General features: G+C 62.8%; 17 protein-coding genes. 9 read left to right on the top strand and 8 right to left on the bottom strand.

Translation table 11 applies throughout. The annotated features are described in order from the left end of the window. Window positions 1-5 precede the first annotated feature (5 nt). From B9Z31_RS10020 to B9Z31_RS10010, 3 genes are read right to left on the bottom strand one after another with little or no spacing between them, the layout of a single operon-like run. On the bottom strand, window positions 6-377 hold the full coding sequence (locus B9Z31_RS10020) for a dihydroneopterin aldolase (protein WP_019426540.1): 372 nt from the start codon (window positions 375-377) through the stop codon (window positions 6-8). Continuing rightward, a complete protein-coding gene (locus tag B9Z31_RS10015; protein ID WP_100119413.1) occupies window positions 374-769 on the bottom strand; it encodes a dihydroneopterin aldolase in 396 nt (131 codons plus the stop codon). Before B9Z31_RS10015 ends, B9Z31_RS10020 begins: the two co-directional genes overlap by 4 nt. Then, a complete protein-coding gene (locus B9Z31_RS10010) occupies window positions 766-1,539 on the bottom strand; it encodes an SDR family oxidoreductase (RefSeq protein WP_100119412.1) in 774 nt (257 codons plus the stop codon). Before B9Z31_RS10010 ends, B9Z31_RS10015 begins: the two co-directional genes overlap by 4 nt. Window positions 1,540-1,666: 127 nt before the next feature. Between B9Z31_RS10010 and B9Z31_RS10005 the strand changes: the two genes are divergently transcribed. The 5 genes from B9Z31_RS10005 (at window position 1,667) to trxC (ending at window position 4,389) form a co-directional block, all read left to right on the top strand. Beyond that, window positions 1,667-2,767 carry a class I SAM-dependent methyltransferase gene (locus tag B9Z31_RS10005; protein ID WP_100119411.1) on the top strand — a complete coding sequence of 367 codons (1,101 nt, stop codon included), beginning with the start codon at window positions 1,667-1,669 and terminating at the stop codon, window positions 2,765-2,767. Between the two features lie 18 nt (window positions 2,768-2,785). Beyond that, window positions 2,786-2,980, top strand: a complete 195-nt coding sequence (locus tag B9Z31_RS10000; RefSeq protein ID WP_100119410.1) for a DUF2905 domain-containing protein — start codon at window positions 2,786-2,788, stop codon at window positions 2,978-2,980. A 376-nt stretch (window positions 2,981-3,356) separates the two neighbouring features. Further along, entirely contained in the window at window positions 3,357-3,572 is a 216-nt protein-coding gene (locus tag B9Z31_RS09990; protein ID WP_231624533.1) for a hypothetical protein, read from the top strand. Between the two features lie 14 nt (window positions 3,573-3,586). Next, window positions 3,587-3,847, top strand: a complete 261-nt coding sequence (gene infA / locus B9Z31_RS09985; protein ID WP_019426546.1) for a translation initiation factor IF-1 — start codon at window positions 3,587-3,589, stop codon at window positions 3,845-3,847. A gap of 95 nt (window positions 3,848-3,942) precedes the next feature. Continuing rightward, window positions 3,943-4,389, top strand: a complete 447-nt coding sequence (trxC, locus tag B9Z31_RS09980; RefSeq protein WP_100119408.1) for a thioredoxin TrxC — start codon at window positions 3,943-3,945, stop codon at window positions 4,387-4,389. 360 nt (window positions 4,390-4,749) lie between these two features. Here the strand turns inward: trxC and B9Z31_RS09975 are convergent, their stop codons facing one another. The 5 genes from B9Z31_RS09975 to B9Z31_RS09955 form a co-directional block, all read right to left on the bottom strand. Beyond that, window positions 4,750-6,003 carry a multifunctional CCA addition/repair protein gene (locus tag B9Z31_RS09975; RefSeq protein ID WP_100119407.1) on the bottom strand — a complete coding sequence of 418 codons (1,254 nt, stop codon included), beginning with the start codon at window positions 6,001-6,003 and terminating at the stop codon, window positions 4,750-4,752. A gap of 14 nt (window positions 6,004-6,017) precedes the next feature. Next, window positions 6,018-6,701, bottom strand: a complete 684-nt coding sequence (locus B9Z31_RS09970; RefSeq protein WP_100119406.1) for a glutathione S-transferase family protein — start codon at window positions 6,699-6,701, stop codon at window positions 6,018-6,020. A gap of 103 nt (window positions 6,702-6,804) precedes the next feature. Further along, window positions 6,805-7,764 carry a complex I NDUFA9 subunit family protein gene (locus B9Z31_RS09965; RefSeq protein WP_100119405.1) on the bottom strand — a complete coding sequence of 320 codons (960 nt, stop codon included), beginning with the start codon at window positions 7,762-7,764 and terminating at the stop codon, window positions 6,805-6,807. Then, complete coding sequence (locus tag B9Z31_RS09960; RefSeq protein ID WP_100119404.1) at window positions 7,765-8,850, bottom strand: M14 family metallopeptidase; 1,086 nt, start codon at window positions 8,848-8,850, stop codon at window positions 7,765-7,767. A 12-nt stretch (window positions 8,851-8,862) separates the two neighbouring features. Continuing rightward, a complete protein-coding gene (locus B9Z31_RS09955) occupies window positions 8,863-10,074 on the bottom strand; it encodes a M20 aminoacylase family protein (protein WP_100119403.1) in 1,212 nt (403 codons plus the stop codon). 106 nt (window positions 10,075-10,180) lie between these two features. On the opposite strand from B9Z31_RS09955, the gene B9Z31_RS09950 reads away from it, so the two are divergent. The 4 genes from B9Z31_RS09950 (at window position 10,181) to B9Z31_RS09935 (ending at window position 14,378) form a co-directional block, all read left to right on the top strand. Continuing rightward, on the top strand, window positions 10,181-10,609 hold the full coding sequence (locus B9Z31_RS09950; RefSeq protein ID WP_233200886.1) for a hypothetical protein: 429 nt from the start codon (window positions 10,181-10,183) through the stop codon (window positions 10,607-10,609). After that, window positions 10,606-11,658, top strand: coding sequence for a CapA family protein (locus tag B9Z31_RS09945; RefSeq protein ID WP_100119402.1), 1,053 nt, complete (start codon window positions 10,606-10,608; stop codon window positions 11,656-11,658). Before B9Z31_RS09950 ends, B9Z31_RS09945 begins: the two co-directional genes overlap by 4 nt. A 381-nt stretch (window positions 11,659-12,039) precedes the next feature. Then, window positions 12,040-14,088 (top strand): molybdopterin-dependent oxidoreductase, encoded by a 2,049-nt coding sequence (locus tag B9Z31_RS09940; protein ID WP_100119401.1) that lies wholly within the window; start codon window positions 12,040-12,042, stop codon window positions 14,086-14,088. Next, entirely contained in the window at window positions 14,076-14,378 is a 303-nt protein-coding gene (locus tag B9Z31_RS09935; protein WP_100119400.1) for a polyhydroxyalkanoic acid system family protein, read from the top strand. Before B9Z31_RS09940 ends, B9Z31_RS09935 begins: the two co-directional genes overlap by 13 nt. The last annotated feature ends 29 nt before the right edge of the window (window positions 14,379-14,407 follow it).

The raw sequence follows: 14,407 nt of genomic DNA, 5'->3' as shown, positions 1-14,407 counted from the left end.
GGGGTTCACCACTGTCCGGTTTCCATGCGAATGGCCACTTCGCAGTCTTCAAAAATTTCAAGTTTGGCAATCTTGACGCGCACGCCCAGCACGCCGGGCAACTGCATCAGGCGATTCGAGACTTTGCCGATCAAAGTTTCCAGCAGGTTGATGTGCTCGGCCGTGCATTCGTCGATGATGATTTTGCGCACCTTTCGGTAATCGAGCACCGAGTGGATGTCGTCGTCGCTCGGCAGCAGGGGTTGTGTGCCCAGGTTCAGCTCGGCATCGACCTGGATCGGCTGCGGATCGGTTTTCTCGTGTTCCAAGATGCCCAGGTTGGCGTCAAAACGCAAACCGGTCAGTTCCAGGGTTTGGTGTCCGGCAGGGGTTTTCATGTCGGGCTTTTGGTTTGAAAGATTTCAACCCCAACCGCTTCGCAGTCCGGGTACACATCGGGTTTGCAGCTGGACAGGCGCACCGCTTGCACCTGCGGGTGCGCGATCAGCTCGCGCATCAGATCATCGCACAAAGTCTCTTGGAGCACGATGTGGCCTTGCGCCACGCGCCGAGCAATCACTTCGCGGATGAAGTCGTAGTCCACCACCTCGGCCAGCTCGTCCTGCGTGGGGGTCGATGCGCTGTAGGGCACAAACAACTCGACGTTGAAGACGATGCGCTGGGGGCCGAGCTTTTCGAAGTCGTGCGCGCCGATGCGCACATCCACCGTGTGGTTGCGCAAAAACAGGCGACGGCAGTTCAGTGCCAGTTGACTGAGAACATCGTTCATGTGGCGTCCTTGGGGTCGGCCAGAAACATCACGTCGCGGGCCAGTGGCACCAGGTGCTGGCCGTTGTCCACGCACACCGTGGTGCCGGTGATGCAGGGGTTTTGCGCCAGAAACAGGCAAGTGGCCGCCACCTGCACTGGGTCGATCGGTTCGCGCAGCAGGTTGATGCGGCTGGCGCGGTCAAAGTTCTCTTGGGTTTGCGGGCCGCTCAAAAACATCAGGCCCGGGGCCACACCGCACACGCGCAAAGGGGCCAGGGCCTGCGCCTGCAAGGCCACGGCACGCTCCAGTGCCAGTTTGGAGACGGTGTAGGAAAAATAGTCCGGGTTCAGGTTGAACACCTTCTGGTCCAAGATGTGCACCACACTGCGCTGGCCGGGCTGGGCTTCGGGCGCAGCTTGCTGGGCCATGAGGGAAGCCAGCAGCATGGGGGCGATCAAATTCACTTCGAGTTGCTGGCGCGCGCCGGGCAAATCCATGTCGGTGCCCGCATCCGGCTCGAACAGTGAAGCGTTGTTCACCAGGCAGTCGAGGGGCCCAGTGGTCTGGGTGATGAAGGCCATCATGCGTTCGACTTCTGCGCTTTGTGCGAGGTCGGCCTGTACCAGTCGCACGTCAGCGCCCGTGGCCTGCAGCGATGCCTGAAGTGCCAGGGCCGCTTGGGCCGAGCGCTGGTAGTGGCACCACACCTGCCAGCCCGCGTGTGCGAAGGCTTGGCAGAGCTTGGCGCCCAGGCGCAAGGCGCCGCCAGTGATCAGAACATGTTTCAAAGAGAGGCCGCAGGGAGATTGGAAAGGCGCAATTATCGGCGATGGACCTGGCCGACGGCGAGTGTATGGGTATGGCGGGCGTATGCGAGCGGGGCTTGCACACGGTCAGACCAAGGATAATCAAGGCGTGACCGACGCTTCTCCACTTTCCTCTGAGCTGACCCTGCGCATCCACCAAGCCATCGCGCAATCGGGTGGCTGGATCGGTTTTGACCGTTTCATGGCCATGGCTTTGTACGAGCCAGGGCTGGGTTATTACACCAATGCCTTGCAGAAATTCGGTGCGATGCCGTCCTCGGGCAGCGATTTCGTGACCGCGCCGGGCATGTCGCCCCTGTTTGGCCAAACTTTGGCCGTGCAAGTGCGAGAGGCCTTGGCCGCCACAGGCACGGACGAAGTCTGGGAATTTGGTGCAGGCACAGGTGCACTGGCCCTGCAGTTGCTGGACCACTTGGGGGATGCGGTGCGCCGGTACACCATCATCGATTTGTCGGGCACCTTGCGCGCCCGTCAGGCCGATGCCTTGCTGAAACATGCCGACAAAGTGCGCTGGTTGGACGCTTGGCCCGACGCGATCGAGGGCGTGGTGGTGGGCAACGAGGTGCTCGATGCCATGCCCGTGCAACTGTTGCAACGCACGAACGGCGTCTGGCACGAGCGTGGGGTGACGAGGCAAGGCGAGGCGTTTGCATGGCAAGACCGCCCCACCGACCTGCGCCCGCCGCTCGACATGGGCGGGACGCACGATTACCTGACCGAGATCCATCCCCAGGCCGAGGCCTTTGTGGCCAGTCTGGCCGAGCGCCTGCTGGCAGGGCGAGGCGGGGCGGCGTTCTTTCTGGACTATGGTTTCCCAGAGGCCGAGTACTTTCACCCCCAGCGCCACATGGGCACCGTGATGTGCCACCAGCTGCACCAGGCCGACGACAACCCGCTGGTGGCGGTGGGGCAAAAAGACATCACCGCGCACGTCAATTTCACGGGTGTGGCCATGGCTGGGCAAAACGCAGGCTTGAATGTTTTGGGTTACGCCAGCCAAGCCTGGTTTTTGCTGAACCTGGGTTTGGCCGAAGGCATGGCCGCCGCCCCTTTGGCCGAGCGCAGCCAAGCCCAGCGCTTGATCAACGAGCACGAAATGGGCGAGTTGTTCAAAGTGATCGGTTTTTCCACCGCCACCGATTGGGCCGCTCAGGGCTTTGCCCGGGGTGACCGCTCTCACCGGCTTTGAGCGGCGCAAAGGCTGGCTATGTTGCGTTGGCTCATCGTGGTGTTTTTGGCACTGATCATTTTCAGTGGCCTGCAAAAGTGGCTGCAAAAACTCGGTTTTGGTCGCCTGCCCGGGGATTTGCGCTTTCGCCTGTTCGGCCGTGAGTTCTTCATTCCCATCACCAGCACCTTGCTGCTGAGCATGGTGGCCGCGGCCATTGCGCGCTGGGTTTGAGGCCGGCTTCAAGGGCTTTTGAGCCAAACGTGTTACAGTGCGGCACGCCATTGGCGACTTATGCCCATCTAGCTCCTTGCGAGCCGATAGCGCATCCCGGCAGAGGGATGCCAGTCTTGTCCTCCACTGTGCACATCGCCCGCCATGCTTTTGAAGAGCTGGGCCCAGACGATTTTTTTGCTTCCTTTTTGACACACCTCTGCACGGTGCTGTTGTTGGGCAGGCCTTGCGGTCTGCGTATGGAGGCGCTTTTTTGGCAGCAGGACATGCCAAGACCCGTGCCGCTGCACAGCCCCCAAGAGGGCCGAAAAAAGCGGCCCGACCCCCTTCGTTAAAATACATGACTACCTTTTACTGTTCACACCAACCCATCTCCATGGGAAAATTCCGAATTCAACCGTGCTCTAGGGCTTTGCCCAATGGCGCATTTGGCGCCCAAGTGTCCGTGGCCAGTGGCCGTGGCAGCGCCAGCACCGACCGCGTGATGCGCTTTGTGCCCGAATTCGCCACACCGGCAGCCGCCAGCCAATACGCCCTCGATGAAGGGATGTTGTGGGTGGAGCGCCAGACGACGAAACCGATCCTGCTTTGAGAAAGACGTTTTAAATGGCTAAAGAAGAACTGATTGAACTGATGGGCGTGGTCAACGAGGTGTTGCCCGACACCCGTTTTCGCGTGACGCTGGACAACGGCCACCAATTGATCGCCTATTCCGCAGGCAAGATGCGCAAGAACCACATCCGCATTTTGGCGGGTGACCGTGTGACCCTGGAGCTCTCGCCTTACGACTTGAGCAAAGGCCGCATCAGCTTCCGTCACCTGGCTGGCCGTGCACCCATGGCGCCTCGCCGCCCCCCAGCACGTTGATCTTGTCTGGTTCCTCGCGTTGATCTGAGTCAACGCGCAAGGCCCTTGAATCGCGCAGCAAGGCCCCCAAGTGCTTTTGAACCACAAGGGATGCCATGACCGATACAACCAACGCCTTGCACATTGTTTGTCCGCATTGCCACACCACCAACCGGGTGCGTGTGGCCGATAGGCACAACGCACCCGATTGCGGACAGTGCCACCAACCGCTTTTTGACGGCCATCCGCTGGCGCTGGACGCTGGCAGCTTTGACAAACACATCGGCCGCAGCCATCTGCCGGTGCTGGTCGACTTCTGGGCCCCTTGGTGCGGTCCTTGTCGGATGATGGCCCCGGCTTATGAGCAGGCCGCTGGCCTTTTGGAGCCCCAAGTGCGGGTGGCCAAACTCAACACCGAAGAAGCGCAGGCCATCGCCGCCCGTTTCAACATCCGCAGCATCCCCACTTTGGCGCTGTTTGTCGGCGGCAAAGAAGTCGCCCGTCAGGCGGGCGCTTTGCGCACGGCACAAGACATCGCTGACTGGACACGTTCTCACCTTTGAGGCGGATGTGCAGATCGGCGTCTGCACCCATGGAGGTTTTGCTTTGCACGGGCGAGCCCTTGCTCTCGAAGGGGTGTTGACTGTTCAGGCCTTCACGCGTAAGGGTTGCCTGTCTTGGTGGGCGGCTGCCCCAGCGGCCGAATGCAGGCATGGCCAACACGCACGTTCGCGAGCAGGGGCTCGCTCCCACAAGGACCTGCTTCCACAAGGACCCGCTTCCACAAGGACCTGCTCCCACAAGGACCTGCTCCCACAAGGACCTGCTCCCACAAGGACCTGCTCCCACAAGGACCTGCTCCCACAAGGACCTGCTCCCACAAGGACCTGCTCCCACAAGGACCTGCTCCCACAAGGACCCGGTTATAGCGACGCCTGCGCGATGGCTCGAATTCGTGCTTGGGTGATCTGCGCGCCAATTTGAGGGCCTTGGAGGCCCTGCGTTGCCGCGGCCTGGGCAATCGGCCCCGTTTCGACGGACAGCGCGGCCTGTTGGGCTTTCAACAAGCGTGCGGCTTGGGGGTAAGCCGCATCTTCCAAGCCCAGTCGCCCTCGCGCATCGCACTCGCAGGCTTGCAGCACCCGCGCAAAACGTTCGGGTTGCCGAATGGCGTCGCAGCGCTCGAGCAAGCGCATCAGGGCTTCGGCATTCAAGTCGCCACTGCGGTGGATGTTGCCATGCTCACGCGCCACCACCTCGGCCAGGTCCTTGCAGTCGCTCGGCACGCGCAGGCGCGCGCAGACTTTCTGCAAAAGCTTGACGCTGCGGCCTTCGTGACCGATGTGGCGGGGCAGCACATCGGCGGGCGTGGTGCTTTTGCCCAGGTCATGCATCAGGCAAGCCACGCGCACGGGCAGCGGCATGTTCAGCCGCTCAGCCATGTCCATCACCAGCATCATGTGAGCCCCTGTGTCCACTTCGGGGTGGTATTCGGCCCGCTGGGGCACGCCCCAGAGGCGGTCCAACTCGGGCAGCAGGATTTTGAGCGCGCCGCATGCGCGCAGCACCTCGAACATGCGCGAGGGTTGGGCCGCCATCAGGCCTTTGGCCAGCTCCTGCCACACGCGTTCGGGCACCAGGTGGTCCACCTCGCCGTCCGCCACCATCTGGCGCATCAGCGCCATGGTTTCGTCGGCGACAGAGAAGTCGGCAAAGCGTGCCGCAAAACGCGTCAGCCGCAAGATGCGCACGGGGTCTTCGGCAAAGGCCCCCGTCACATGCCGCAGCACCTTGGCCTGCAAGTCGCGCTGGCCGCCATGGGGGTCCACGATGTGGCCTGCCCATGTGTGGGGCGGCTGGTGCGCCAAAGCCTGTGGCACGGCCATGGCGTTCAGCGTCAGGTCACGGCGGGCCAGGTCAGCTTCGAGCGTGACGTTGGGCGCAGCCTGCACCGCAAAGCCTTTGTAGCCCCGCGCTGTTTTGCGCTCGGTTCGGGCCAGGGCGTATTCCTCGCGGGTTTGGGGGTGCAAAAACACTGGAAAGTCCTTGCCCACGGGCACATAGCCCTGCGCGGTCATGGCTTCAGGCGTGCTGCCCACCACCACCCAGTCGCGGTCGTTGACGGGCAGGCCCATCAAGGCATCGCGCACCGCACCGCCGACGACAAACACGTTCATGTCCAGCGCTTTGCTCAGCGAGAAAGCCGGAAAGGCTCTTCAAAGTCAATGAAGTCCTGCTCGGCCAAAGCGCCGTCGATCCAGGCCTTCACGCCGGGCAGGGCGCACACGCGCGCCATGTAGGCGGCCACATCGGGTGGCACAGGCAGCGCGTAAGTCTTCAGGCGCATGACCACCGGGGCAAAGTAGGCATCGGCCACGGTGAAGTGGCCAAACAGCATGGGGCCGCCGTGTTCCTGCAGCAACCCGCTCCACAGGCTGCAGATGCGCGCCAGATCGGCGCGCACAGCAGGTTTGTCGCGCAGCGCCAAAGCGCCGATTTCGGGCAAGTGCGCCTCGATGTTCATGGGGCAGGCGCTGCGCAGGCCCCCAAAGCCGCTGTGCATTTCGGCGCAGACGCTGCGCGCGCGTGCACGGGCGGCGCGGTCTTGCGGCCAGAGCTGTTTGTCGGGGAACTGCTCGGCCACGTACTCGGCAATGGCCAAGGTGTCCCACACGGCCAGGCCATCGTGCACCAGCACAGGCACTTTGCCCACAGGGTTCACGGCCTGGAGGCTGGTCTTGAAGTTGGAGTCGGGCGCGAAGCTGTCAAAGCGTACAAAGACCTCTTCAAAGTCAATGCCCGCCTGGCGCAGCAGCACCCAAGGGCGCATGGACCAGGACGAATAGTTCTTGTTGGCAATGTAGAGCTGGATCATGGGTTTCTCCCGGAAATCAGACCCTGCATGTTAACGGTCAAAGGCCAGGAAAGGGGCACGCCGCTTCCCCTCGCACATCCACCCCAAGCCCTTGCAAGTGGAATCAGCGCCCCGCACCCGCACGCCAGCGGTTCAACTTGCTGCGTGGGCCGCGGTGACCGAGGTAGCTGGGCGCCACACCCGCGGCAGATGCCGCAGTGATGCCCAGCGCGGACAAGCCTGCATATTGGCCCGTGGCGATGTTGTCCACTTTCATCGAGGCCAGGTTGTCCCGGCTCATGAGGGGCTCACCCGGGGCCAACTCCATGGCCGCAGCTTGAAGCCAGCCCACCCACATCGGCAATCCCATGACGGGGCGGCCTCGGCCCTTGTTCACACCCGCCCACTGACCCGCGCGCTGCACCAATTCGCCCAAGGTCATCACGTCTGGGCCGCAGAGTTCGTAGGTTTGCCCCACGGTGTCCTGCTTTTGCAGGCAAACGACCACGGCGCGCGCCACATCGCCCACCCAGACCGGGGCAAAGCGCGTGCCACTGCCCGCGAGTGGCATGAAGGGCGCCACGGCTTGGAGGTCGGCAAACAGGTTGAGGAATTTGTCTTCGGCGCCAAAGATCACGCTGGGGCGCAAGACCGTCAGCTGCAGCCCCGCGTTGTGCAAAACCGTCTCGCCCCGCGCCTTGCTGCGCTGGTACATCGAAGGGCCTTGCGGATCAGCGCCCAAGGCACTGATGTGCACCAAGCGCTGCACACCCGCTTTTTTCATGGCGCTGGCGATTTTTCCGGGCAAGTCCACATGCACCTGCTCGAAGCGCTCTTCATCGCCATGCAGCACGGCCACCAGATTGACCACCGCATCATGGCCGGGCATCAAGCGCGCCAAATCGGCTGCTTGGTGAATCTGGGCCTCGATCACCGTCAGCCCGGGCAAGCTTTGCACGCTGGCCGCATTCACGGCACGGCGGGTCGGCACGGTGATTTGCCAGCCCAGGCGGGCGAGTTGTTCGCAGACGTGGCGACCGACAAAGCCGCTGCCACCCAAAACCAGAACGCGAGGGGCGGCCATTCAGGTGCTCAGCCCCGTGACGGCCTGGTGCATCGCGTCCATGGCCTGGTCCACGATCTGGGTGCGCCAGGCGTCTGTGTCGGTGTAGAAAGCGTCCATCAGGTCTTGCTTGATTTTTTGCCGCAGGGGTTCAGGCGCTTCGGGGTGCAAGTGCAGCCAATGGTCGCCGCGCAGGGCGTTCATGACCTGCAATTGCGGCTGCGTGCCGTATTCCATGGCAATACCGGTGTACTCGGCTTGCGCGCACTCTTGGTAAGCCGACATCCACATCAAGCCGGTGAGGAAGGCCGAGGAGGATGAACCGTCATAAATGGACGTGATGCCCTGGCCCCACCAGGTTTTGGCCCGCGCAAAGGCTGCGGCGTCGTCGGCGCAGGCAAAAATCCGCTCACCCACGCCATTGGGTCCCAGGCCTGTGTGCAGGTCAATCCACGCCAGCTTTTGGCATTTTTGGCCGTATTTTTGAAGCACTTGACGCAGCGTCAGGTTGCTCCAGGTGGGGGCTTTGCCCCCGAAGAACAGACCCTCCGGAAAGTCGTGCTGGCCCTTCGAGACGGCCGCCTGCAACGCGTCCATGCCGCGCTCGGCGATGTACTGTTGCACGGCGGTCAAATTGGCGTTGTCGGGTGGCCAGACCTCTGGCAACAAGAGCGGCTGCACTTCTTTGTAGGGCGCGTTCTCGGGCAGGGGTTTGGAGAAATCCTGAAAGTTGCGGTTGATGTCCACGTTCTCGTGCGTCACGCGGCGCACATGCGAAAAGCCGTGCGGGTTGAGCGCGTGGATGTAGAGCACCGCCACGCCTTTGGCCTTGGCGGCATCGCGCCAGGCGGTGTTTTGCAGGGCGTGGATTTGCACGCCTGACCCGCAGTAGCCTTCCACCCCGTGGCAGGCGCTGCTGATGATCAGCAGTTGCTTGGCATCGGGCGCGCCGTCCAGCACCACGTCCATGGCCAGCTCTTCGCCGTCACGGCCCTTCAAAGGGTGGATGTTCGAATCCACCGCGAGGCCTGCAGCTTTTGCGGCGTTCAAAAATTTCTCGCGGGCTTGGGCGTAGCTTTTGGAAAAGCCAGTTTGGATGTCGGTCATGGGCGGGTCCTGTCAGGCGGTTTGTGTGGGGTGGGCCAGCCACTGCGTGGCCAATTCAACCCAGTAGGTGCCGCCCAGCGGGATCAGGTCGTCGTTGAAGTCGTAGCTCGGGTTGTGCAAGGTGCAAGGGCCGCCGCCGTGCCCCATTTCGCGGTGGGCGCCGTCGCCGTTGCTGATGAACACATAAGCCCCGGGCTTGGCTTGCAGCATGTACGAGAAGTCTTCTGCGCCCATGGTGGGCTCTTGCTGCATCACCTGCTCAGCACCGACGATGCCGCCCATCACTTGGCGTGCAAATTCGGCTTCGGCGGCGCTGTTGATGGTCGGCGGGTAGTTGCGGTGGAACTCAAATTCGCATTGCGCGTCAAAAGCCGTACAGATCGACTCGGCCACTTGCTGCATGCGTTTTTCGATCAAATCCAGCACCTCGATGCTGAAGGTGCGCACCGTGCCTTGCAATTCGCAGGAATCGGGTACCACGTTGGTGGCTTCACCCGCATGGATCATGGTGACCGAGATCACGCCTGCGTCCACCGGTTTTTTGTTGCGGGTGATGATGGTCTGGAAACCTTGCACCATCTGGCAAGCAATCGGCACCGGATCGATGCCGTTGTGCGGCAGTGCAGCGTGGCTGCCCTTGCCGCGGATGGTGATCTTGAACTCGTTGCTCGACGCCATCACGGGGCCCGCGCTCACGGCAAAAGTGCCCACCGCTGCGCCCGGCCAGTTGTGCATGCCGAACACGGCTTGCATCGGGAACTTGTCAAACAAGCCGTCCTTGATCATTTCGCGGGCGCCGCCGCCGCCTTCTTCGGCCGGCTGAAAGATCAGATACACCGTGCCGTCAAAGTCACGGTGCTTGGCCAAGTGTTTGGCCGCAGCCAGCAGCATGGCCGTGTGGCCGTCGTGGCCGCAGGCGTGCATCTTGCTTTGGTGTTGGCTGGCGTGGGCAAAGGTGTTGAATTCCTGCATGGGCAGGGCATCGATGTCAGCGCGCAGGCCAATGCCGCGCCCGCAAGCGCCGCCGTCGCGCCCGTGCACGATGCCCACCACCCCCGTTGTGCCCATGCCGCGGTGGATGGGGATGCCCCAGTCGGTCAGCTGCTGGGCCACCACATCGGCGGTGCGCACTTCTTGAAAGCACAACTCGGGGTGGGCATGGATGTCTTTGCGAATGGCCGCGATGCTGGCCGCGTCGGTGAGGATGGAATCGATGATTTTCATGAAGACAGTCTAGCGGGACTTGCCTTCCTTTGCCAATCGCCCCACACAGCGGCTGGGTTCGGGCTGTCACCTGGGTGCCTTGGGCTGCGTGCAAAATCAGGGTTCGATGTTGAAAAAAATTCTTCCAAAACCTCTGCCTTGGGCTTGGGGCTTGGCCCTGATGTTCGCGGTGGGGAACGCGGCGCAGGCTCAGGCCCAGCCCCAACTCACTTGCCAAGTCACTTATGCCGGGGCCACGCAGACCGTGGTGGCCCGCCCGGTGCTGGACCCTTACCCGGTGCCTTCGGTGGACATTGGCGGGCGATTTGGGTTCAAACCGATCGTGGTGGGCACGGCCCAAAAGATCGATCGGATTGTGATTTACAGCTATCTGGACACGCCCACCCAGCCGCTGTTGGTGCACCAGGTGAAATATTTGCCGCCGTTCCCCGCGTCCAAGACGCCCGTGCCGATCACCGGGCAAAACCACGTCTACGGCGGTCCCCTGGAGCGGGAATTGATCTACAGCTGCCGTTTGGAGGGTTGGGCACCATGACACAGGCTCCCAAACTCCCAGCCTCGGCCAGCACCTGCATCACCCCCTGGCTGGTGGTGTTGGCCTGCTGGGCCTCCCTTTGGGGTGCGGCACCGGCCCTGGCCGAAACCGCCCCCCTGTCGGACAAGCCCATTCGCTTGGTGTTTGCAGGCGACACCTTGCTGGACGATGCGCCGGGCGCCTTGATCGCCCGTGGTGCAGACCCCTTTGCCGAGTTTGCTGCGGTGTTTGCAGCTGCCGACATCCGCATCGCCAACCTGGAATGCGTGGTGGCCACGGTGGGCAGCTCGGGCGACAAGAATTTCACATTCCGGGCCCACCCCCGCGTTTTGCCTGTGCTCAAGACCCATTTCGATGCGGTCGCGCTGGCCAACAACCATTCGGGTGATTTTGGCCGGGAGGCTTTTGCCCAAATGCTGGGCTTGTTGCGCCATGCAGGCCTGGCCCAAATGGGGGGCGGCATGAACCTGCGTGAAGCACACACCCCGTGGATCGTGGAGCGACAAGGCCTTCGCATCGCCTTTTTGAGCTACAACGAGTTCATGCCCCGCAGCTTTGAAGCCGACCACAACGCCCCAGGCGTTGCCTGGAGCGAGGACGAGCAGGTGGTGGACGACATCCGCAAGGCGCGCCAAGTGCACCGCGCAGACCTGGTCATCCCCATCATGCATTGGGGCTGGGAAAACGAATTGGTGGCCAATGTCCGCCAGCGGCAACTCGCCCGCTTGATGGTCGAGGCGGGTGCCGACGCGGTGATCGGTGGGCACCCCCATGTGACGCAAGACATCGAGCACATCGAGGGCAAGCCCGTGATCTACAGCGTTGGCAACTTTGTCATGAAAGAAACCGACAACGCCAACCAGCGCCGGGGCTGGGTGCTGCGCTTGGATCTGGACAAGCAGGGCGTGCGCGGGTTCGACACCCTTGTGGCCCAAATCCGCATGGATGGTGTGCCTGAGCGCGACGACCGCGCAGCCAGCCCCTGCTGGCAGCGCGGCGATCAGGCGGTGGGGCAGTGCGTCGCGGGTCAGCGGGTGCAGCCGCGTTGACCAGGCGCCGCAGTACCTGATTGAAGCGCGCCGCAGGTGCCCGCATTCGGCTGCAGGGGCAGCCTCCCACAAAAGCCCAAAACCTAAAGCTAAAACCAAAACTAAAACCAAAACCAAAACCAAAACCAAAACCAAAACCAAAGCCAAAGCCAAAGCCAAAGCCAAAGCCACAAGCCACAAGCCACAAGCCACAAGCCACAAGCCACAAGCCCACCCCTGTGCTGTGGATGGGCATCCCTGTGGGAGCGAGCCCCTGCTCGCGAATGTGCGCAGAGCTGGTGCGCGCATGGGGTACCTGGGCAGCCCCTGAAACCAGGGTCTGACCACAGATGGCCGGGCTGCGCGACAATCGGCTTTTGACCTGTTGCTCGCCACCGACCCATGAACGATACCTCTGCCACTGTGGTGCGTGGTGCCTGCCCGCACGATTGCCCCGACACCTGTGCCTTGCTCACGACCGTTGAAAACGGCCGCGCCACCAAAGTGCAGGGCAACCCTGCGCACGCGCCGACCGATGGCGTGTTGTGCACCAAAGTCTCGCGTTACGCCGAGCGCACTTACCACCCTGAGCGCTTGCTTGTGCCCTTGCGCCGAGTGGGGCCCAAAGGCGCTGGCCAGTTTGAGCCTGTGGGCTGGGATGAAGCCTTGGACGCCATCGCCGCTCGGCTCACAACCATTGCCGCACGCGATCCGCAGGCCATCTTGCCTTACAGCTACGCGGGCACCATGGGCCTGGTGCAAAGCGAGTCGATCGCCGCGCGGTTTTTCCACCAGCTCGGCGCATCGCTGTTGGACCGCACGATTTGCGCTTCTGCTGGGGCCGAAGCCCTGACACAGACCTTGGGCAACAAGGTGGGCATGAAGGTCGAGTTTTTCGCCGAATCCAAACTGATCGTCATTTGGGGCAGCAACTCGATTGGCAGCAACCTGCACTTTTGGCGCATCGCCCAGGAGGCCAAGCGCCAGGGGGCCAAACTGGTGTGCATCGACCCCCGTCGCAGCGAGACGGCCGAAAAATGCCACGAACACATCGCCCTGCGCCCAGGCACCGACGCCGCGCTGGCGCTGGCGGTCATGCACGAGCTGATCGTGCACGGCTGGCTCGACCCCGACTACATTGACCGCTACACCTTGGGCTGGGACGCTTTGAAAGCGCGTGCCTTGCAATGGTCTCCTGAGCGAGCGGCCGAGGTGTGCGGCATTCCGGTGGCGCAAATCCGGCAATTGGCTCGCGACTGGGGCACCACCCAGCCCGCAGCCATTCGGCTGAATTACGGCATGCAGCGTGTGCGCGGCGGCGGCAATGCGGTGCGGGCCATCGCTTGCCTGCCTGCACTGACCGGCGCATGGCGACACCGGGCCGGCGGGGTGTTGCTCAGCAGCTCGGGGCATTTTCCCGTGCGGCGGGCGGCTTTGCAGCGGCCTGATTTGCTGGGCGAGCGCCGCCCCCGCACCCTCAACATGACCACCATTGGCGACGACTTGTTGCGTCCGTCATCGCCCACGTTTGGCCCGCAAATTGAAGCCTTGATCGTCTACAACAGCAACCCGGTGGCCGTGGCCCCCGAGTCGGGCCGGGTGGTGCAGGGCTTTGGCCGTGAAGACCTGTTCACCGTGGTGTTGGAGCATTTCCAAACCGACACGGCCGACTACGCCGACTTCATCTTGCCTGCCACCACGCAGCTCGAGCATTGGGACATCCACACCAGCTACGGCCACACCGATGTGCTGCTCAACCGTCCCGCGATTGCGCCCGTGGGCGGTGCGCGCACCAACACCGACATCTTCCGGGCGCTGGCCCAGCGCATGGGCTTTGACAACCCGTGTTTTGCCGAAAGCGACGAAAGCCTGTGCCGCAGCGCCATCGGTGATGCGCAGGATTTTGAGCAGCTGCTGGCCCACGGCTTTGCTTCGCTGCCCGTGCCCGATGCGCCGTTTGCGCAGGGCGACTTTCCAACGCCTTCGGGGCGCTGTGAATTTTTCAGCCAACGCTTGGCCGATCAGGGTCTGGACGGTCTGCCCGACCACCTGCCCAACTACGAGCTGGCCACGCCCGGGGGGCGCTACCCGCTGGCCATGATCTCGCCGCCTGCGCGCAACTTCCTCAATTCGACCTTCGTCAACGTGCAAAGCCTGCGCGACATCGAGGCCGAGCCCGTGCTGGAGATGCACCCCGAGGATGCGGCCCAGCGGGGCATTTCTGACGGCGCGGTGGTGCGTGTGTTCAACGACCGTGGCACGTACCACTGCAAAGCGCGGCTGAACCAGCGGGCGCGCCAAGGCGTGGTCCATGGCCTGGGCATCTGGTGGCGCAAGCTGGGCCTGAACGGCACCAACGTGAACGAACTGACCAGCCAGCACCTGACCGATTTGGGCCGAGCGCCCGTGTTTTACGACTGTTTGGTGGAGGTGGCGACATGCCCAAATTGAAAATCGAACGCGAACACACCTTGGGCATGGCTGGCGCACGCCTGGTTGCGCAGCGCTGGCGCGAACAAGCGGAACAAGAATGGGGCATGAGCTGCACCTCAGCGCCCGGTGAGTCGGCGGACCGCATGCGCTTTGAGCGCAGCGGCGTGAGCGGCGAACTGACCGTGACCGACACCCGTTTTGACCTGCAGATCCAGCTGGGGTTTTTGTTGGGCGCCTACAGCGGCAAGATCGTCGAAAAAATCAACGCCAACTTGGATGCGTTGTTGGGGCCAGAGCCCCAGGCCTGAGTCCCCATTCGGCCGCAGGGGCGGCCTCC

It is taken from the genome of Limnohabitans sp. G3-2 (assembly GCF_002778275.1).
Taxonomy (GTDB): Bacteria; Pseudomonadota; Gammaproteobacteria; order Burkholderiales; family Burkholderiaceae_C; genus Limnohabitans_A.
Note: the sequence above shows the minus strand (reverse complement) of the source record. Positions and strands in the feature narration are given on the sequence as shown.

Coding starts and splice junctions, on each gene's coding strand:
- B9Z31_RS10020 (WP_019426540.1), bottom strand. CDS start 377: ATGAAAACCCCTGCCGGACACCAAACCCTGGAACTGACCGGTTTGCGT.
- B9Z31_RS10015 (WP_100119413.1), bottom strand. CDS start 769: ATGAACGATGTTCTCAGTCAACTGGCACTGAACTGCCGTCGCCTGTTT.
- B9Z31_RS10000 (WP_100119410.1), top strand. CDS start 2,786: ATGTTGCGTTGGCTCATCGTGGTGTTTTTGGCACTGATCATTTTCAGT.
- B9Z31_RS09990 (WP_231624533.1), top strand. CDS start 3,357: ATGGGAAAATTCCGAATTCAACCGTGCTCTAGGGCTTTGCCCAATGGC.
- infA (WP_019426546.1), top strand. CDS start 3,587: ATGGCTAAAGAAGAACTGATTGAACTGATGGGCGTGGTCAACGAGGTG.
- trxC (WP_100119408.1), top strand. CDS start 3,943: ATGACCGATACAACCAACGCCTTGCACATTGTTTGTCCGCATTGCCAC.
- B9Z31_RS09975 (WP_100119407.1), bottom strand. CDS start 6,003: ATGAACGTGTTTGTCGTCGGCGGTGCGGTGCGCGATGCCTTGATGGGC.
- B9Z31_RS09970 (WP_100119406.1), bottom strand. CDS start 6,701: ATGATCCAGCTCTACATTGCCAACAAGAACTATTCGTCCTGGTCCATG.
- B9Z31_RS09965 (WP_100119405.1), bottom strand. CDS start 7,764: ATGGCCGCCCCTCGCGTTCTGGTTTTGGGTGGCAGCGGCTTTGTCGGT.
- B9Z31_RS09960 (WP_100119404.1), bottom strand. CDS start 8,850: ATGACCGACATCCAAACTGGCTTTTCCAAAAGCTACGCCCAAGCCCGC.
- B9Z31_RS09955 (WP_100119403.1), bottom strand. CDS start 10,074: ATGAAAATCATCGATTCCATCCTCACCGACGCGGCCAGCATCGCGGCC.
- B9Z31_RS09950 (WP_233200886.1), top strand. CDS start 10,181: ATGTTGAAAAAAATTCTTCCAAAACCTCTGCCTTGGGCTTGGGGCTTG.
- B9Z31_RS09945 (WP_100119402.1), top strand. CDS start 10,606: ATGACACAGGCTCCCAAACTCCCAGCCTCGGCCAGCACCTGCATCACC.
- B9Z31_RS09940 (WP_100119401.1), top strand. CDS start 12,040: ATGAACGATACCTCTGCCACTGTGGTGCGTGGTGCCTGCCCGCACGAT.
- B9Z31_RS09935 (WP_100119400.1), top strand. CDS start 14,076: ATGCCCAAATTGAAAATCGAACGCGAACACACCTTGGGCATGGCTGGC.